The 17272-nt window shown below is 70.8% G+C and carries 17 protein-coding genes; 12 read left to right on the forward strand and 5 right to left on the reverse strand.

Going from position 1 to position 17272, the window contains the following annotated elements:
- Positions 1-4 precede the first annotated feature (4 nt).
- Together resB and ccsB are read left to right on the forward strand one after the other, a co-directional pair.
- Positions 5-1756 (forward strand): cytochrome c biogenesis protein ResB, encoded by a 1752-nt coding sequence (gene resB, locus ACZ7DY_RS05270; RefSeq protein ID WP_471130377.1) that lies wholly within the window; start codon positions 5-7, stop codon positions 1754-1756.
- Positions 1753-2850, forward strand: coding sequence for a c-type cytochrome biogenesis protein CcsB (gene ccsB / locus ACZ7DY_RS05275; protein ID WP_471130380.1), 1098 nt, complete (start codon positions 1753-1755; stop codon positions 2848-2850). Before resB ends, ccsB begins: the two co-directional genes overlap by 4 nt.
- Before the next feature lie 6 nt (positions 2851-2856).
- Here ccsB and ACZ7DY_RS05280 read toward each other — a convergent pair whose 3' ends face one another.
- Both ACZ7DY_RS05280 and ACZ7DY_RS05285 read right to left on the reverse strand, forming a co-directional pair.
- On the reverse strand, positions 2857-3801 hold the full coding sequence (locus ACZ7DY_RS05280; protein ID WP_471130382.1) for an isopenicillin N synthase family dioxygenase: 945 nt from the start codon (positions 3799-3801) through the stop codon (positions 2857-2859).
- A 30-nt stretch (positions 3802-3831) separates the two neighbouring features.
- Entirely contained in the window at positions 3832-4164 is a 333-nt protein-coding gene (locus ACZ7DY_RS05285; RefSeq protein ID WP_471130385.1) for a PLDc N-terminal domain-containing protein, read from the reverse strand.
- A gap of 89 nt (positions 4165-4253) precedes the next feature.
- Here ACZ7DY_RS05285 and ACZ7DY_RS05290 point away from each other — a divergent pair, with 89 nt between their 5' ends.
- From ACZ7DY_RS05290 to ACZ7DY_RS05300, 3 genes are read left to right on the forward strand one after another with little or no spacing between them, the layout of a single operon-like run.
- The gene (locus ACZ7DY_RS05290) at positions 4254-5708 is read left to right on the forward strand and encodes a menaquinone biosynthesis decarboxylase (RefSeq protein ID WP_471130387.1); all 1455 of its coding nucleotides are present in this window, start codon (positions 4254-4256) and stop codon (positions 5706-5708) included.
- On the forward strand, positions 5705-6607 hold the full coding sequence (gene mqnP, locus ACZ7DY_RS05295) for a menaquinone biosynthesis prenyltransferase MqnP (protein WP_471130389.1): 903 nt from the start codon (positions 5705-5707) through the stop codon (positions 6605-6607). Before ACZ7DY_RS05290 ends, mqnP begins: the two co-directional genes overlap by 4 nt.
- 25 nt (positions 6608-6632) lie before the next feature.
- A complete protein-coding gene (locus tag ACZ7DY_RS05300) occupies positions 6633-7307 on the forward strand; it encodes a UbiX family flavin prenyltransferase (protein ID WP_471130392.1) in 675 nt (224 codons plus the stop codon).
- Here ACZ7DY_RS05300 and ACZ7DY_RS05305 read toward each other — a convergent pair.
- Positions 7304-7426: a hypothetical protein gene (locus ACZ7DY_RS05305; RefSeq protein WP_471132455.1), complete on the reverse strand. Its 123-nt coding sequence runs from the start codon at positions 7424-7426 to the stop codon at positions 7304-7306. The two genes, ACZ7DY_RS05300 and ACZ7DY_RS05305, sit on opposite strands and share 4 nt — an antisense overlap.
- A 132-nt stretch (positions 7427-7558) precedes the next feature.
- On the opposite strand from ACZ7DY_RS05305, the gene ACZ7DY_RS05310 reads away from it, so the two are divergent.
- From ACZ7DY_RS05310 to ACZ7DY_RS05335, 6 genes are all read left to right on the forward strand, one after another.
- Complete coding sequence (locus tag ACZ7DY_RS05310) at positions 7559-8014, forward strand: Lrp/AsnC family transcriptional regulator (RefSeq protein ID WP_389715098.1); 456 nt, start codon at positions 7559-7561, stop codon at positions 8012-8014.
- Positions 8015-8097: 83 nt separating this feature from the next.
- Positions 8098-9261: an aminofutalosine synthase MqnE gene (gene mqnE, locus ACZ7DY_RS05315; protein ID WP_468316923.1), complete on the forward strand. Its 1164-nt coding sequence runs from the start codon at positions 8098-8100 to the stop codon at positions 9259-9261.
- A gap of 111 nt (positions 9262-9372) precedes the next feature.
- Positions 9373-9897, forward strand: coding sequence for a GNAT family N-acetyltransferase (locus tag ACZ7DY_RS05320; protein WP_471130394.1), 525 nt, complete (start codon positions 9373-9375; stop codon positions 9895-9897).
- Between the two features lie 130 nt (positions 9898-10027).
- On the forward strand, positions 10028-10345 hold the full coding sequence (locus tag ACZ7DY_RS05325; RefSeq protein ID WP_471130397.1) for a DUF4229 domain-containing protein: 318 nt from the start codon (positions 10028-10030) through the stop codon (positions 10343-10345).
- 373 nt (positions 10346-10718) lie between these two features.
- On the forward strand, positions 10719-12095 hold the full coding sequence (locus tag ACZ7DY_RS05330) for a dicarboxylate/amino acid:cation symporter (RefSeq protein ID WP_471130399.1): 1377 nt from the start codon (positions 10719-10721) through the stop codon (positions 12093-12095).
- A 201-nt stretch (positions 12096-12296) separates the two neighbouring features.
- Positions 12297-12923 (forward strand): TetR/AcrR family transcriptional regulator, encoded by a 627-nt coding sequence (locus ACZ7DY_RS05335; protein WP_471132311.1) that lies wholly within the window; start codon positions 12297-12299, stop codon positions 12921-12923.
- Here ACZ7DY_RS05335 and ACZ7DY_RS05340 read toward each other — a convergent pair.
- The gene (locus ACZ7DY_RS05340; RefSeq protein ID WP_471130401.1) at positions 12859-13758 is read right to left on the reverse strand and encodes a MaoC family dehydratase; all 900 of its coding nucleotides are present in this window, start codon (positions 13756-13758) and stop codon (positions 12859-12861) included. The genes ACZ7DY_RS05335 and ACZ7DY_RS05340 overlap by 65 nt on opposite strands.
- A gap of 764 nt (positions 13759-14522) precedes the next feature.
- Positions 14523-15836, reverse strand: a complete 1314-nt coding sequence (locus ACZ7DY_RS05345; protein WP_471130403.1) for a 3-oxoacyl-ACP reductase — start codon at positions 15834-15836, stop codon at positions 14523-14525.
- Positions 15837-15908: 72 nt separating this feature from the next.
- Here ACZ7DY_RS05345 and ACZ7DY_RS05350 point away from each other — a divergent pair, with 72 nt between their 5' ends.
- On the forward strand, positions 15909-17186 hold the full coding sequence (locus ACZ7DY_RS05350) for an acetyl-CoA C-acetyltransferase (RefSeq protein ID WP_471130405.1): 1278 nt from the start codon (positions 15909-15911) through the stop codon (positions 17184-17186).
- Positions 17187-17272 lie beyond the last annotated feature (86 nt).

Below are 17272 nucleotides of genomic sequence, written 5' to 3' on the forward strand. Positions count from 1 at the left end.
ATCCATGAGCAAGACCGAAGCCCGCGGCGGCACGACCGAGACCGCCGAGGACCGGAACGACTTCGACGCCGCGGGCGCCAAACTGTCGACCGCCCCGCGGGAACGCGAAGAGCCGCCCAACATGCCCGCCATCGGCGTCCTCGGCTGGGCCCGCTGGTTCTGGCGGCAGCTGACCTCGATGCGGGTCGCGCTGATCCTGCTCCTGCTGCTCTCCCTCGGCGCGATCCCGGGTTCGCTGATCCCGCAGAACAACGTCGACGAGCTCAAGGTCCAGGACTTCATGGCCCGGCACACCACGCTCGGGCCCCTCTACGACAAGTTCCAGCTCTTCGACGTCTACAGCTCGGTGTGGTTCTCCGCGATCTACATCCTGCTCTTCGTCTCCCTCATCGGCTGCATCGTGCCCCGCACCTGGCAGTTCGTCGGCCAGCTGCGCGGCCGCCCGCCGGGCGCCCCCAAGAAGCTGACCCGGCTGCCCGCCTACACGACGTGGCGCACCGAGGCCGAGCCCGAGCAGGTGCACGAGGCCGCGCTCGCCCTGCTCAAGCAGCGGCGCTTCCGCGCGCACACCGCGGGCTCCGGCGCGGGCGCCTCCGTCGCCGGTGAGAAGGGGTACCTGCGCGAGGCCGGCAACCTGCTGTTCCACATCGCGCTGATCGTGATGCTGATCGCCTTCGCCGCCGGACAGCTCCTCAAGTCCGAGGGCGGCAAGCTGATCATGGAGGGTGACGGCTTCGCCAACACCCTCAGCCAGTACGACGACTTCAAGTCCGGCAGCCTCTTCGACACCGAGAACCTGGCCCCGTTCAGCTTCAAGCTCGACAATTTCGTCGGCACGTACGAGAAGTCCGGCCCCAACCGCGGCACGCCCCGCACCTACCGCGCGGACGTCACCTACTCCGAGGGCCCCGACGGCGCCGAGAAGAAGAAGTCCATCGAGGTCAACAAGCCGCTTGAGGTCGACGGCTCGAAGGTCTACCTCATCGGCCACGGCTTCGCGCCCGCCGTCACCGTCCGGGACGGCAAGGGCAAGGTCGTCTACCGGGCCTCGGTGCCGGTGCTGCCCATCGACCAGAACGGCACCGCCACCGGCGCCATCAAGGTCATGGACGGCTACCGCGACAAGAACGGCAAGTGGGACCAGCTCGGTTTCAACGCCTTCTTCGTGCCGACCTTCGCGGGCGTGGGCAAGGGGCAGATGTTCTCCCAGTTCCCCGCCGCCGAGTACCCGGTGCTCGCGCTCTCCGCGTACCACGGCAGCCTGGGCGTCAACGCGGGCGTCCCGCAGAACGTGTACCAGCTGGACACCCGCAAGATGACGAAGTTCAAGGACGCCGACGGCCAGCTGCTCAAGCAGCGGCTGCGCCCCGGCGAGACCATGAAGCTCCCGAACGGTGCCGGGTCGATCACCTTCGAGAAGAACCTCAAGGAGTGGGCGACCTTCCAGATCTCCCAGCAGCCCGGCACCGGCTGGGCGCTGGGCGGCGCCATCGCCGCCGTCGCCGGTCTCGCGGGGTCGCTGTTCATCCAGCGCCGCCGCGTGTGGGTGCGGGCGGTCAGGGGCGCCGACGGTGTCACCGTCGTGGAGATGGCGGGCCTCGGCCGCAGCGAGTCGGCGAAGGTTCCCGAGGAACTCTCCCGGCTCGCCGCCGACCTGCACGACAAGGCGCCGACCGCGCCCGGCCCAGACCCGGACGAGGAAGCCGTTTCCGACTCCGACCCCGATGCCGTACCTGCCGAAGGGGCTGAGAAGTGAATCTCGCCACCACCCTGGCCGCCGAGCCCAACGAGAATCTCGCACACATCAGCAATGTGCTGATCTACTCCGCGATGGCCGTCTACCTCCTGGCGTTCTTCGCGCACATGGCGGAGTGGCTCTTCGGCAGCCGCAGCAAGGTCGCCCGCACCGCGGCGGCCCTCACGCCGAGCAAGACGGCCGCGGCCGCCGCGCCCGCCATCACCGCCCAGGCCAAGGGCGGCGGCACCGCCACCCTGGAGCGGCCCAAGGTCGTCACCCGGTCCGTCGCCGGCACGCGTGACGTGCCGGACGGGCCCGGCGCCTCGGCCGGCGACGAGAAGGGCGACCTCTACGGCCGCATCGCCGTCTCGCTCACGGTGCTCGCCTTCCTGCTGGAGTTCGGCGGCGTGCTCACCCGCGCCCTGTCGGTGCAGCGGGCGCCGTGGGGCAACATGTACGAGTTCAGCATCACCTTCTCCACCGTCGCCGTCGCCGTGTACCTGGTGCTGCTCGCGCTGAAGAAGAACATCGCCTGGCTCGGTCTCCCGCTGGTCACGACGGTCCTGCTCGACCTCGGTCTCGCCGTCACCGTCCTGTACACCTCCAGCGACCAGCTGGTCCCGGCCCTGCACTCGTACTGGCTGTGGATCCACGTCTCCACCGCGATCTTCTGCGGCGCCGTCTTCTACGTCGGCGGCGTCGGCACGCTGCTCTACCTCTTCAGGGACAGCTACGAGACGAAGCTCGTGAACGGCGGACGCCCCGGCAGGTTCGCCACCTCCGTCCTGGAGCGGCTGCCCTCGGCGGCCTCCCTCGACAAGTTCTCGTACCGCCTGAACGCCGCGATCTTCCCGCTGTGGACGTTCACGATCATCGCGGGCGCGATCTGGGCGGGCGACGCGTGGGGCCGCTACTGGGGCTGGGACCCCAAGGAGGTCTGGTCCTTCATCACCTGGGTCGCGTACGCCGGATACCTGCACGCCCGCGCGACGGCTGGCTGGAAGGGCCGCAAGGCCGCCTACCTGGCCCTGATCGCCTTCGGCTGCTGGCTGTTCAACTACTACGGCGTGAACATCTTCGTCACCGGCAAGCACTCGTACGCCGGGGTCTGACCCGCGTCACCCCTCGCCGGGCGCCACCGTGATCGCGTCCAGCTGGCCCCGCAGGTACACGTGCGAGTCCATCCCGCGCACGTCCGTGCCGGGGTCGCACTCGTAGAAGTACACGAGTGACATCAGCTCCTCGGCGGGGAGTTCGGCGGGCGGCGGCAGGACGCGGTGGCGGCCCGGCTGCCAGCGCCCGTCGGTCCAGCGCGCCATCAGGTCCCCGATGTTGACCGTCAGCGCCGCCGGATCGAAGGGCGCGTCCTCCCAGCCGCCCTCGTCCGTGAAGACCTGGAGCCCGCCCCGGCCGGCCTGCCGGTCCAGGACCGTCACGGTGCCGAAGTCGGTGTGCGGGCCGATGCGGAACTGGCCCGGCTCCGGCTCGCCCACCGTCTCCCGCCCCGGATACCAGTTGATGTTGAAGCCCCAGGTGGGGTGGCCCGTGTGGCGGGTGAAGAACTCCTCGCCCTCGCCGAGCGCGACCCCGAGCAGTTCGAGGAGGAGGTCGGAGAGCGCCCGCATCCGCCCCAGATACGCCTCGACCGGGCCCCGCAGCCCGGGGGCCTCGGCGGGCCAGATGTTCGGCAGGAACCACTCGGCGTCCACGGCCGGGTCACCCGTCGGCTCGTCCGCCGCGAAGGAGAGCGACTCCTTCAGGTCGGGGGGAGCGGCCGTGCCCTCCGCGTAGCTGTTGGCCTCGGCGCCGGGCCCGAGCCAGCCGCGCCCGCCCACCCGGGCCGCGTACGGCCGCTTGGTCCCGGCGGGCAGCCGGAAGAAGCCGCGCGCCGACTCCCTGATGGCCGCGCGCAGCGCCGGGTCGACGCCGTGCCCGGTCACCAGGAGGAACCCGGCGGTGCGCAGGGCCTGATCGACGGTGCGGGCCGTCCGCGCGCGGGCCTCGGGGTCGCCGGAGAGCCACGGCCGCAGGTCGACCGTCGGAATGCGGGGTGCGCTGCTCATGCCTGCCATCGTGCCCACACGGGCCGCTGGTCAGCCCTCGTCGCCCTTGTCCCGCCGCTTCTCGTCCGGGTCCTCGTTCCGCAGCGACTTCAGGAACTCGGGGTTGTCGTCGGGCGCCACCCACCGGGTGCTGCCCCCGCGGCCCCGCCCGCCGGCGCCGCCGCCCGCGCCGGGCGCGTGGCGGACCTTGCCGGTGACGAGCCAGGCGACGGGGCCGAGCAGCACCTCGCCGAAGAGCAGCACGATGATGACCCACACCACCTTGGGCAGATGCCTGACCTCCTTCTCCGGAGTGTTCAGGACATCGATGAAGGCATAGATCCACACCGCCAGGACCAGCAGGAACGGCAGATACCTGAGCATGGTGGCGCAATCCCCCAAGCGGTGGCGGCGGGAGGCGTGCGAGCCCCCGGTGACGGGGCCAGGGTAGCCGGTGCCGGATACTGGAACGCATGGCTTACGACGATCTTCGCTCCCTGCTCCGGGCACTGGACCGCGAGGGCGATCTCAAGCGCATCAAGGCCGAGGTCGACCCGTACCTGGAGATCGGTGAGATCACCGACCGGGTGCAGAAGGCCGGCGGCCCCGCGCTCCTCTTCGAGAACGTCAAGGGCTCCTCGATGCCCCTGGCCATGAACGTGTACGGCACCGACCGCCGCCTGCTCAAGGCGCTCGGCCTGAAGTCGTACGGCGAGATCAGCGAGAAGATCGGCGGCCTGCTCAAGCCGGAGCTGCCGCACGGCTTCGTCGGGGTCCGCGAGGCGTTCGGCAAGCTGGGCGCGATGACGCACGTACCGCCGAAGAAGGTGAAGGAGGCTCCGGTCCAGGAGGTCGTTCTCACCGGTGACGACGTGGACCTGGAGCAGCTGCCCGCGCTCTTCACCTGGCCCGAGGACGGCGGCTCCTTCTTCAACCTGGGCCTGACCCACACCAAGGACCCGGACACCGGGGTGCGCAACCTCGGCCTGTACCGCCTCCAGCGCCACGACAAGCGCACCATCGGCATGCACTGGCAGATCCACAAGGACAGCCGCAACCACTACCAGGTGGCGGCGCGCCGCGGCGAGAAGCTGCCCGTGGCGATCGCCTTCGGCTGCCCGCCGGCCGTCACGTACGCCTCCACGGCGCCGCTCCCCGGCGACATGGACGAGTACATGCTGGCCGGGTTCATCCAGGGCAAGCGGGTGGAGATGGTGGACTGCAAGACGGTCCCGCTCCAGGTGCCCGCGCACGCCGAGGTCGTCATCGAGGGCTGGCTCGAGCCGGGCGAGATGCTTCCGGAGGGTCCCTTCGGCGACCACACCGGCTTCTACACGCCGCAGGAGCCGTTCCCTGCGCTGAAGATCGACTGCGTGACGATGCGGAAGCGCCCGCTGCTCCAGTCCATCGTGGTCGGCCGCCCGCCGACCGAGGACGGTCCGCTGGGCCGCGCCACCGAGCGCTTCTTCCTGCCCCTCCTCAAGGTGATCGTCCCGGACATCGTCGACTACCACCTGCCGGAGTCGGGCGGCTTCCACAACTGCGCGATCGTCTCGATCGACAAGAAGTACCCGAAGCACGCGCAGAAGGTGATGCACGCCATCTGGGGTGCGCACATGATGTCCCTGACGAAGCTGATCGTCGTGGTGGACAAGGACTGCGACGTGCACGACCTGCACGAGGTGTCCTGGCGCGCGCTCGGCAACACCGACTACGCCCGCGACCTCACCGTCGTCGAGGGCCCCGTCGACCACCTCGACCACGCCTCGTACCAGCAGTTCTGGGGCGGCAAGGCGGGCATCGACGCCACGAAGAAGCTGCCCGAGGAGGGCTACACACGGGACGGCGGCTGGCCGAACATGGTCGAGTCCGACCCGGAGACGGCGGCGAAGGTCGACCGTCGCTGGAAGGAGTACGGACTCTCGTGAGTTCAGCATCAGCCGCGCTCCCGCAGCCGGGGCGCACCAAGGCATTCCTGCGCCTCGTGATGATCGAGCACTCGGTCTTCGCGCTGCCCTTCGCCTACATCGCCGCGCTGACCGCGATGTTCCGCCTCGACGGGAACATCCACTGGGGACGCCTGCTCCTGGTCACCGTCTGCATGGTGGGCCTGCGCACCTTCGCCATGGCGGCGAACCGGATCATCGACCGTGAGATCGACGCCCGCAATCCGCGCACCGCCCACCGCGAGCTGGTCACCGGCGCGGTCTCGGTGAAGTCCGCGTGGACCGGCGCGCTGATCGCGCTCGTCGTCTTCCTCGCCTCCGCCGCGCTGCTCAACCCGCTCTGCCTGGCCCTCGCGCCCGTCGCGGTGATCCCGATGGTGGTCTACCCGTACGGCAAGCGGTTCACGAACTTCCCGCAGGCGATCCTCGGCCTGGCCCAGGCGATGGGCCCGGTCGGCGCGTGGATCGCGGTCACGGGCGAGTGGTCGGGCCAGGCGGTGATCCTCGGGCTCGCGGTCGGCGTCTGGATCGGCGGCTTCGACCTGATCTATGCCTGCCAGGACGTGGAGACCGACCGCGAGGTCGGCGTGAAGTCGGTGCCCGCGCGGTTCGGCATCCCGGCCGCGATCCGGGGCGCGCGCGGCTGTCACCTGGTGACCACGGCGCTCTTCGTCTGGTACGCGGCGTCCACCGGCGCGGGCGTGTTCTTCTGGCTGGGCCTCGCGATCGTCGTTGGTGCCTTCGTCTACGAGCACTCGATCGTGAAGCCGCACGACCTGTCCCGGCTCAACCGCGCCTTCTTCCAGGTGAACGGTTTCATCGGGATCGCCCTGTTCGTGTGCGCGCTGCTCGACCTGCTCGTACGCGGGCTCACTGTCTGACACACCGACGGATAGGCTTCACAGCGTGAACCCAGGAGATACGCAGCGTAGGCCTTGGATCGTGGGGGTGTCGGGCGCCTCGGGGACCCCGTATGCCGCGGCCGTGCTGCGCGCGCTGCTCGCGGCGGGGGAGAGCGTGGACCTCGTCGTCTCGCGGGCCTCGCGGCTGACGCTGCTCGACGAGACGGGCATCGCGTTCCGGGACGCGCACTGGCAAGGCGACCTGCGGCTGTGGCTGGGCCGCGGCGCGGACGGCAAGCCGGGCGTCTTCGACGCCGACGTGTCCGACGTGCGGTACTGGGCCGCCGGTGACCTGGCGGCGGGGCCGTCCTCGGGGTCGTACGCGACGAAGGGGATGCTGATCGTGCCCGCGTCCACGGCGTGTGTGGCCGGGGTGGCGCTGGGGCTCTCGAAGGACCTGCTGCAGCGCTCGGCGAGCGTGACGCTCAAGGAGGGCAGGCGGCTCGTGGTCTGCGTGCGCGAGACGCCGCTCAACGGCCAGACGCTGAAACATCTGGTGAGCCTGGACGAGGCGGGCGCGATCGTGCTGCCCGCCTCTCCGGCGTTCTACGCGGGGGCGACGCACATCCAGGATCTGGTGGACTTCGTCGCCGGGCGGGTGCTTGACGCGGCACGGGTGCCGCACAGCCTGTACCGCCGGTGGGAGGGAGAGCTCGGCTCCGGCTCCCAGGGGGGTTAGCGCTTCTTGGTCGCGCGCTTCGCGCGGGCCTTCGGCGCGGCGGTCTTGTGGGCACGCGAGCGGTTGGCCATGTCCTGGAGCTCGCGCATGCGGGCGTAGGCCATCTCGATCGAGTACACGGTGACTCACTCCTGAAGGATCGTCGTTGATCGGCTGAGATTGAGAAAGATTCGCAGGGGCTAGACCCTGTTACGCCTTAGATTCTACACATAGACTCGCGGTATCGCTGAATAATGAAAGGCATCGCACCTATGGACGCCGTGGACAGGCAGCTCATCCAGGCCCTGCGGGAGAACGGCCGCGCCTCGTACGCCGAACTCGGGCGGCTCGTGGGCCTCTCCGGGCCCAGCGTCACGGACCGGATCAACCGTCTCGAAGCGGCCGGTGTCATCACGGGGTACCGCGCGACCGTCGACTCCGCCTCGCTCGGACTCGGTGTCATCGCCCTCATCGGCATCTCGCTCTCCGACGCCGCCGACCACGAGGACGTGGCGCGGCGCCTGAAGGACCTGCACGAGATCGAGGACTGCTGGTTCATCGCGGGCGACGACTCGTACATGCTCAAGGTCAGGGCCACCGACGTGGACGGCCTGGAGAAGACGATCCGCCGGCTCAGCGGCACCCGCGGCGTCTCCCGTACGCGGACGACGATCGTGCTCTCCACCAAGTGGGAGAACCGCGTCGGCGAACTCCCCGAGGAGGAGTGAGACGCGGGGGCGTACGGTTGGCGGGAGTTCGTGTAGGGCGCAGGCCGTAGGCCGCGGGTTGCTGGAGAGGTAAGGGCGAGGGCATGGACGCAGGTCTCAAGCGCGATCTTGAGCAGAAGGTCCGGGACGGGGAGCGGCTGTCCCGCGAGGACGGCATCGCGCTCTACGAGTCGGACGACCTGGCCTGGCTCGGCGGCCTCGCCCACGAGGTGCGCACGCGCAAGAACGGCGACGTCGTGCACTTCAACGTCAACCGCCACCTCAACATGACCAACGTGTGCACCGCGTCGTGCGCGTACTGCTCGTTCCAGCGGAAGCCGGGCGAGAAGGACGCGTACACGATGCGCATCGAGGAGGCCGTCCGCCTCGCCAAGGCGATGGAGGGCGAGAACCTCACCGAGCTGCACATCGTCAACGGCCTCCACCCGAACCTGCCGTGGCGCTACTACCCGCGTTCGCTGAGCGAGCTGAAGAAGGCGCTCCCGAACGTCTCCCTGAAGGCCTTCACCGCCACCGAGATCCACCACTTCGAGACGATCTCGGGGATGTCGGCATCCGACATCCTCGACGAGCTGATCGAGGCCGGTCTGGAGTCCCTCACCGGCGGCGGCGCGGAGATCTTCGACTGGGAGGTGCGGCAGCACATCGTCGACCACCGCACCCACTGGGAGGACTGGTCGCGCATCCACCGCCTCGCGCACGAGAAGGGTCTGAAGACCCCGTGCACGATGCTGTACGGCCACATCGAGGAGCCGCGCCACCGCGTCGACCACGTGCTGCGCCTGCGCGAACTCCAGGACGAGACCGGCGGGTTCCAGGTCTTCATCCCGCTGCGCTACCAGCACGACTTCGTCGACATGAAGGACGGCAAGGTCAGGAACCGCCTCCAGGCGCGCACGACCATGGCCTCCGGCGCCGAGGCCCTGAAGACCTTCGCGGTCTCGCGCCTCCTCTTCGACAACGTCCCGCACGTCAAGGTCTTCTGGGTCATGCACGGCCTGCAGACCACGCAGCTCGCGCTGCAGCACGGCGCGGACGACATGGACGGCTCGGTCGTCGAGTACAAGATCACGCATGACGCGGACAACTTCGGCACGCCGAACAAGCTGACCCGTGAGGACCTCCTCGATCTGATCCGCGAGGCGGGCTTCCGCCCGGTCGAGCGGAACACGCGCTACGAGGCGATCCGCGAGTACGAGGGCCCCGACCCGCTGCTGCGGGAGACCCCGCAGGCGATGCGGGTCTGACGCCCGTACCGCACCACGACGAGCCCCGGCCGCCACGGCCGGGGCTCGTCGCGTCGTCCGGCCTGCGGAAAGTGGTTGAGGCGTGCGAGCGGTAATGGTTAATCTGCATCTATGCCTCTTACCTTTACGCTGGACCCGGCGATCGACCCCGACCTCCGCGACGGCGTCCTCACCCTCTGGGCCGACGTGTCCAACGCCGGCGGGGCCGTCGGCTTCGTACCGCCCGTGACCGTCGACGACATACGCCCGGAGTGGGTCAAGCGGCTCACGGAGCTGAGCGAGGGGCGCACCCGGCTCCTCGTCGGCCACGACGAGGAGGGCAGGGTCGCCGCGACCGCCTTCCTCGCCCACAACCAGCACCGCCTGATGAAGCACTGGATCTGGCTGTACGTGGTGATGGTCCACCCGCGCCACCAGGGCAAGGGGTACGGCCGCGACCTGATGGCCGCCGCCGCGCGGGCCGCCCGCGGCCTGGAGGGCATCGAGGCGATCCGGCTCACCTGCCGGGGCGGGACGGGCCTCGACCGCTTCTACGCGTCCTGCGGATACAAGGAGGTCGGGCGGGTGCCCGGCGCCATCCGGGTCGCCCCCGGCGACGACCGGGACGACATCACGATGCTGCTGCCGCTCCTCTAGGGAGGCAGGCCGACTCCTCTCTGGAGAGGGGGCCGACGGGGCACCCCCTTACCGGACGCGGCCCCTCCCGTGCTTCACTGGAGAGGCTCGTCCAGCTCGGGCCCATTTCGGAACGGAAGAGTGGATTGACATGCTCCGCTACACGCTGATGCGCCTCGGGATCTTCGTGGGTTGCTTCTTGGTCGTCTGGGGCCTTGTCTACACCGAGATCCTGCCGCGCGGCCTCGGCGACTCGAACCTGCTCTGGGTGCTGCTGCTCTCGCTGGTCGTCTCCGCGCCCATCAGCTTCGTCGCGCTGCGCAAGGAGCGCGACCGCGCCTCCGCCGACGTCGTCGCCCGGGTGGACCGGGCCAAGGCCAACCTGGAGGCGAACCGCACCCAGGAGGACGAGGCGGACGACGCCGCCCGCTCCCGGTCGAAGGGCAACGCGCAGGCGCAGGGCTCGTAAGCTTCGTCACACACTTCACGGAACCCCGGTTCCGGAGCGTACGGCTCCGGAACCGGGGTTCCGTGCGTCGCGGGCGAGTTGGGGCGCACCCTCCGTCACCGATGCGGGGGCAACCCTTCCGTCTATCTCAAACAAGACCTTTGATGATCTCAAAGTACAAGTGTTAACGTGTTCGACATGAAGACAGCAGCAGCGCACCACCACGCCATGAGCGTCCCGCTCGTGGCGCGCCTGCATGTCGACCTCTGCCGCTGCATGTCCGCGGCCTGTCACATCTGAACGTGACCCCCGCAGCAGCGGCCCCCGCTGACCCTTCGCGGTCGCCGCTCCCGTATGTCCCCCTCCCCCTGACTTTCCCCACCGGAGTGTGTCCGTGTCCGCGAATTCCGCGACGCCCGCCGACAAGACCGGCCGGCCCGAGAAGCCCGAGTCCCGCTTCCGGATAACGAAGTACCTCAAGATGCCCTTCTGGGCGCAGATCCTCGGCGGCCTGGTCCTCGGCGTCCTCCTCGGCTGGATCGCCCGCGACCAGGACGTCGACTGGCTCGTCACCACCCTCTCCAAGGTCGGCGACACCTTCATCGGCCTCCTGAAGCTGGCGGTCGCCCCGCTCGTCTTCTTCGCCATCCTGGTGTCGATCACCAACCTGCGGAAGGTCAACAACGCCGCGCGTCTCGCCACCCGCACGCTGCTCTGGTTCATGATCACGTCGCTGATCGCGGTCGCCATCGGCCTCGCCATCGGCCTGATCACCAACCCCGGCTCCGGCACCGGCCTCACCCCGAAGGACGGCAAGGCCCCCGACCACGCGGGCTCCTGGATCGACTTCCTCACCGGAATCATCCCGACCGACGTGGTCACGCCGTTCACCCAGCTCAACGTCCTGCAGATCGTCTTCATGGCCGCCGTCGCCGGCGTCGCCGTCCTGAAGATCGGCGACAAGGCGCAGCCCATCCTGGAGCTGAGCGAGTCCGTCCTCGCCCTCCTCCAGAAGGCCCTGTGGTGGGTCATCAAGCTCTCCCCGATCGGCACCGTCGGCCTCATCGGCTTCGCCATCGCGGACTACGGCTGGAACCTCATCAGCAAGTACGCGACGTTCACCGCCGACATCTACATCGGCTGCGCGCTCGTGCTGTTCGGCGTCTACCCGCTGCTGCTCGCGTCCGTCGCCAAGGTCAACCCGCTCCAGTTCTTCAAGGGCGCCTGGCCCGCGATCCAGCTGGCCTTCGTCTCCCGCTCCTCTGTCGGCACCATGCCGATCACCCAGAAGGTCACCGAGCGCCTCGGCGTCCCGAAGGAGTACACCTCCTTCGCGGTGCCCTTCGGCGCCACCACGAAGATGGACGGCTGCGCCGCGATCTACCCGGCCATCGCCTCGATCTTCGTCGCGCAGATCTTCGACGTGCACATGGGCATCAAGGAGTACGTGCTCATCGCCTTCGTCTCGGTCGTCGGTTCCGCGGCCACGGCGGGCCTGACGGGCGCCACGGTCATGCTGACCCTGACCCTGTCGACGCTCGGCCTGCCGATGGAGGGCGTGGGCCTGCTCCTCGCCATCGACCCCGTCCTCGACATGATGCGCACCGCGACGAACGTCGCGGGCCAGGCGCTGGTCCCGGTGATCGTCGCCGCCCGCGAGAACATCCTCGACCGCGAGGCGTACGAGAACGCGTCGGCGTCGCCGCTGGACGACTACGACACGGCCGACGAGGTGCCGTCCTCGTCGCGCCCGGTGGCAGCGGCGGCCTGACGGCCCCGCCCGCCGCCTGCCGCCGCCCGCCGCGGCACCTGCCGAACAGGCCCCGCCCCGAAGTGATTTCGGGGCGGGGTCCTGTCGTTTCCGGTAATCGTGCCCCGGCGCCCGTTGACCGTACGCTGACGTGTGAACGGACAGCGTGGAGAGGCGGGGGCCGGGGTGGGCGAGACGGGCGTGAAGCGGCGGCAGAAACGGATGCCGCGGGCCGTGCGTGAGCAGCAGATGCTGGACGCGGCGGTACGGACGTTCGGGCAGCGGGGGTACCGGGCCGCCTCGATGGACGAGATCGCGGAGCTCGCCGGGGTCTCCAAGCCGCTCGTGTACCTGTATCTGAACTCCAAGGAAGAGCTGTTCAGCGCGTGCATCCGCCGGGAGGCGGCGGCGCTCGTCGCCGCGGTGCGGGACGGGGCGAGCGGGGCCGCGGGCGCGGGGGCGCCCGCCGACCGGCAGCTCTGGGACGGGCTGCGCGCGTTCTTCACGCACACCGCCGAGCGGCCCGACGGGTGGGCCGTGCTGCACAGCCAGGCGCGGACGCAGGGGGAACCGTTCGCGGCGGAGGTCGCCGCGATGCGGGAGGAGATCGTCGCCTTCGTCACGACACTGATCGCGGACGCGGCGCGGTCGGCGCACGGTGATCCGTCCCTGCCGGACCGCGAGGTCGCGGGGCTCGCCCAGGCGCTGGTCGGCGCGGCCGAGTCGCTGGCCGGGTGGGCCAACACGGACGCCTCGGTCTCCGCCAAGGAGGCGGCGGCGACACTCATGAACTTCGCGTGGGCGGGGCTGGGGGGCCTGATGGAGGGCCGCCGCTGGGCTCCGGGGTGAGGGGGCGGATCTCGCCGGTGAGGTGTGGTTTGCCTGTGGGGGAGCGGAGTTCGAAGGCGGTGTGGGTGTGGGAGTACGTCACGGTGGAGGGCAGGAGGACGGGGGTCTTGAACTCTGCGGTGATGTGGACGAAGCCGTGGCTCTTCTGGAAGTCCTGTGCTGCGGCGAGGCAGCGGGCGAGGGTCCACATGCCGTGGGCGATGGCGCGCCGGAAGCCGAAGGGGCGGGCGGTGAGCGGGTACAGGTGGATGGGGTTGCGGTCGCCGCTGACGGCGGCGTAACGGCGACCGAGGTCTGAGCCGAGCTGCCAGGTGGTTACGGGGGCGGGGATTTCGTGGCGGGGGGAGGGGTTGCCCGGGCGGGCGTGGCCGCCGTGCCGGGCGAGGTAGGTGCTGCGGGACTCCCAGAGGGGCTCGCCGGCCCGGGTGGTGGCCTCGGTGAGGAGCGTGGCTTCGGTGCCGCGGCGGTGGGGGGCCAACTTCTCGGTGCGTACGGAGAGTTCCAGCTCGTCCGTGGGGTGGAGGGGGCGGTGCTGGGTGATCTCGATGGAGGTGTGCACGAGGCCGAGGAGGGGGAGCGGGAAGTCGCGGGCGGCCATCAGGCGCATGGCCGTCGGGAACGCGAGGACGTGGGGGTAGGTGACCGGCAACGGCGCGCCGGGCCCGCCGGGGAACCCGCAGAGGGCGTTGTACGCGGCGAGGTGGCGGGTGTCGATGGCGGGTGTGGTGGTGAGGCGGGTGTGGGGGGCGGGGGCGGGGAAACGGGAGGGGTCGGGCCGCTTGAGGGGCGAGAGGACGGCGGCACGGAGGAGGAGGACGGGGAGAGGGGCCTGCATGGGTTCCTTTCGTGGGGCCGGGTCGCGTGGGGTTCGGTTGTGGGTGCGGGGCCGCGGGGGTGCTACGCGCCTGCGGCCCGGTGGGCGTAGGCGCCTAGGGCCGGTGTCGGGGTCGGGGCCGCGGGGGTGTGTGCGTACTCGCCATCCCTGCGCCGCGCTGCACGAACAAAGGCGGCACAGTGTGCTCGGTGCTCCGTGCGCACATACCCCCACGTCCCCTTGCGTCTCGTGCGCGAGTGCGGCCCAGTGGGCGTAGGCGCCTGGGGCCGGTGTCGGGGTCGGGGCCGCGGGGGTGTGTGCGTACTCGCCATCCCTGCGCCGCGCTGCACGAACAAAGGCGCCAGCGTCTGCTCGGTGCTCCGTTCGCACAAACCCCCACGTCCCCTCCCGTCTCGTACGCGGGTGCGGCCCGGCGGGAGTCGCTCCCTCCCGGCCCGTGCTGCGGCCGTACGTGCCAGGGGTGAACGTCCACCCCGGCCCTGCGTCGGTCTTGCGCGTGGCGGGGTGCGTCCGCCCTGCCCTTGAGTGGCACGAAAACGTGCGCCCCGCCCGCTCCTTCCCCAACTCCCGCCCCGCAGTGCGGGGTAACGCCCGCCCCGCCCTGCGGTGACCGCTTCGGTCTGCGTGGCGGGGTGAAGGTTCCTACTCCCGCCCTGCGGTGCGGGGCAAACGGGTGGGTGGGTGGGGGAACCGCCGCGGAGCGGCGGGGTTGTTGGTGTGGTGCGGGGGGCTGTGTGGAGACGGTCACCCCCCGCGGGCAGCGGTCACGCTCCGAGGAGGCTCTGGCCGCAGACGCGGACCGTCTGGGCGTTGACCCCGCCCTGGCTCAGCCAGGACACCGTTTCCGCCACGTCCACCGGCAGGCCCCCCTGCGCCAGGGAGTTCATGCGGCGGCCCGCCTCGCGGATGAGGAGAGGGACCGCCGCCGTCATCTTGGTCTCGATGAAGCCGGGGGCCACCGCGTTCACCGTCACCCCGTACTCCGCGAGCGCCCGCGGCCCGAGCGAGCGGACGAGGCCGATGATGCCCGCCTTGCCGGCCGCGTAGTTCGTCTGGCCCGCGTTGCCGGCGATCCCGGCGATCGACGACGTGGCGACGATGCGGCCGCCGGGGGCGAGGGCGCCCGCCTTGAGGAGGGTGTCCGTGATGGTCAGGACCGCGGTGAGGTTGACGTCGAGGACCGGGGTCCAGCGGTCGCGCGGCATGTTGGCGAGTCTGCGGTCGCGGGTGATGCCCGCGTTGTGGACGAGGATGTCGAGGCCGCCGCCGGGCAGCGCCGCGAGGATGCGGTCGCCGGCGCCGGGTGCCGTGACGTCGAGGGGGAGCGCCGTGCCGCCGAGGCGGTCCGCGGTGCGGGTCAGGTCCTGGCGGGCGGCGGGGACGTCGAGCAGGGTGACCTCGGCGCCGTCGCGGGTGAGGACCTCCGCGACGGCCGCGCCTATGCCGCGTGCCGCGCCGGTGACCAGGGCGGTGCGGCCCGCGAGGGGCCGGTCCCGGTCGGCGGGGGCGGCCACCGTCTCGGCGGGGCCGGTCTCGATGACCTGGCCGGTGACGTAGGCCGACTTGGGGGAGAGGAGGAAGCGCAGGGTCGATTCGGCGGTGGCGATGGGGCCGGTGACCCGGACGAGTGTGGCGGTGCGGCCCCGGCCGAGTTCCTTGGCGAGGGAGCGTACGAACCCTTCGAGGGCTTGTTGCGCGGCGGCCTGGTGGTGGTCCGCGGGGTCCGGTGGGGAGCCGATGAGTACGACGCGGCCGTTCTCCGCCACGGTGCGCACGACCGGGTGCAGTGCCGCGTGTACCTCGGCAAGGGTCGCGGTGTCGGTCACGGCAGTGGCGTCGAGGACAACTGCCGTGGGGCGGACGGGAGTTGGCGCGAGGATGTGGCCCGCCGACCTCAGGAGTGTCGGGAGGTCTTCGGAGTAGGGGGAGGGGGCCGCCGTGAGCAGGAGCAATTCGCCGCCCAGGGTGGGGTGTTCGGGTGTGTGGCGGCGCAATTGGGTCGGCTGGGGCAGTCCCAGGCGGCGGGTGAGGAAGCGGCCGGGCGCGGTGGCGGTGAAGGTCAGGTAGCGGTCGGCCATTGTCCAACTCCCAGCTCGGTCGTAAATTTACTTCCGAGTAAGGTTACTCAAGGGTCAGGAGCTGGTCGAGACATGAGTCTTCCCTCTGTGCGCCGCGTCGCCGTCGTGGGCGGCAGCCGTATTCCTTTCGCCCGCTCGGACGGGCCGTACGCCACCGCCTCGAACCAGGAGATGCTGACCGCCGCCGTGGAGGGACTGGTGGAGCGGTTCGGCCTGCGGGGGCGGGGGGACGTGGGCGAGTTCGTCGCCGGGGCCGTCCTCAAGCACAGCCGGGACTTCAACCTGGCCCGGGAGGTCGTGCTCGGGTCGGGACTCGACCCGCGGACCCCCGCGTACGATCTCCAGCAGGCCTGCGGCACCGGGCTCCAGGCCGTCGTCGCCGTCGCCAACAAGGTCATGCTCGGGCAGATCGAGTCGGGGATCGCCGGAGGGGCCGACACCGCGAGCGACGCGCCCCTCGGCGTCAACGACGAGCTGCGGCGCATCCTGCTCGCGGCCCGGCGGGCCGGCTCGGTGGGCGGCAGGCTGCGCGCCCTGGGACGGGTGCGGCCCCGCCACCTCGTACCGGACGTCCCGCGCAACGCCGAGCCCCGCACCGGCCTCTCCATGGGCGAGCACGCGGCGGTGACCGCGCGGAAGTGGGGCATCACGCGCGAGGCGCAGGACGAGCTGGCGGCGCTCAGCCACCAGCGGCTCGCGGCGGCGTACGAGCGGGGGTTCCTGGACGACCTCGTGGTGCCGTTCCGCGGGCTCGCCAGGGATCAGAACCTGCGGCCCGGTTCGAGCGTGGAGAAGCTCGCCCGGCTGAAGCCCGTCTTCGGCACCGGGGCGCCCGGCGCCACCATGACCGCGGGAAACTCCACCCCGCTGACGGACGGCGCCGCCGTCACGCTGCTGGCCGGTGAGGAGTGGGCCGCCGCCCGGGGGCTCGAACCCCTGGCGCACCTCGTCGCCTGCGAGAGCGCCGCGGTGGACTTCGTCCACGGGGACGTCGCGGAGGGTGACGACGGGCTGCTGATGGCCCCCGCGTACGCCGTGCCCCGGATGCTGGAGCGGGCCGGGCTCCGGCTCGGTGACTTCGACTTCGTGGAGGTGCACGAGGCGTTCGCCTCGCAGGTGCTCGCGACGCTCGCCGCCTGGGAGAAGCAGGGGCTCGGCATCGTCGACCGGGCGCGGCTGAACGCCGCCGGGTCGTCGCTCGCCACAGGCCACCCGTTCGCGGCGACCGGGGCGCGGATCGTCGCCACCCTCGCCAAGCTCCTCGCCGAGCGGGGGCGGCCCGGGCGGGGGCTGATCTCCGTCTGCGCGGCGGGCGGGCAGGGGGTCACCGCGATCCTGGAGCGGGACTGACCGAAGGGTATGTACGCAGGGTTATGGGTGTGTGCGTACGGTGACCTTGCGCTGAACGGGCGAGGGGCGCGGACCGCCCTTAGGGT

The organism is Streptomyces sp. NPDC037013 (genome assembly GCF_055607265.1).

What these genes read in the sequence shown, in the direction of transcription:
- resB (WP_471130377.1), top strand. Translation starts at nt 5, where the DNA reads ATGAGCAAGACCGAAGCCCGCGGCGGCACGACCGAGACCGCCGAGGAC.
- ACZ7DY_RS05280 (WP_471130382.1), bottom strand. Translation starts at nt 3,801, where the DNA reads ATGAGCAGCGCACCCCGCATTCCGACGGTCGACCTGCGGCCGTGGCTC.
- ACZ7DY_RS05285 (WP_471130385.1), bottom strand. Translation starts at nt 4,164, where the DNA reads ATGCTCAGGTATCTGCCGTTCCTGCTGGTCCTGGCGGTGTGGATCTAT.
- ACZ7DY_RS05290 (WP_471130387.1), top strand. Translation starts at nt 4,254, where the DNA reads ATGGCTTACGACGATCTTCGCTCCCTGCTCCGGGCACTGGACCGCGAG.
- ACZ7DY_RS05310 (WP_389715098.1), top strand. Translation starts at nt 7,559, where the DNA reads ATGGACGCCGTGGACAGGCAGCTCATCCAGGCCCTGCGGGAGAACGGC.
- mqnE (WP_468316923.1), top strand. Translation starts at nt 8,098, where the DNA reads ATGGACGCAGGTCTCAAGCGCGATCTTGAGCAGAAGGTCCGGGACGGG.
- ACZ7DY_RS05320 (WP_471130394.1), top strand. Translation starts at nt 9,373, where the DNA reads ATGCCTCTTACCTTTACGCTGGACCCGGCGATCGACCCCGACCTCCGC.
- ACZ7DY_RS05325 (WP_471130397.1), top strand. Translation starts at nt 10,028, where the DNA reads ATGCTCCGCTACACGCTGATGCGCCTCGGGATCTTCGTGGGTTGCTTC.
- ACZ7DY_RS05335 (WP_471132311.1), top strand. Translation starts at nt 12,297, where the DNA reads ATGCCGCGGGCCGTGCGTGAGCAGCAGATGCTGGACGCGGCGGTACGG.
- ACZ7DY_RS05340 (WP_471130401.1), bottom strand. Translation starts at nt 13,758, where the DNA reads ATGCAGGCCCCTCTCCCCGTCCTCCTCCTCCGTGCCGCCGTCCTCTCG.
- ACZ7DY_RS05345 (WP_471130403.1), bottom strand. Translation starts at nt 15,836, where the DNA reads ATGGCCGACCGCTACCTGACCTTCACCGCCACCGCGCCCGGCCGCTTC.
- ACZ7DY_RS05350 (WP_471130405.1), top strand. Translation starts at nt 15,909, where the DNA reads ATGAGTCTTCCCTCTGTGCGCCGCGTCGCCGTCGTGGGCGGCAGCCGT.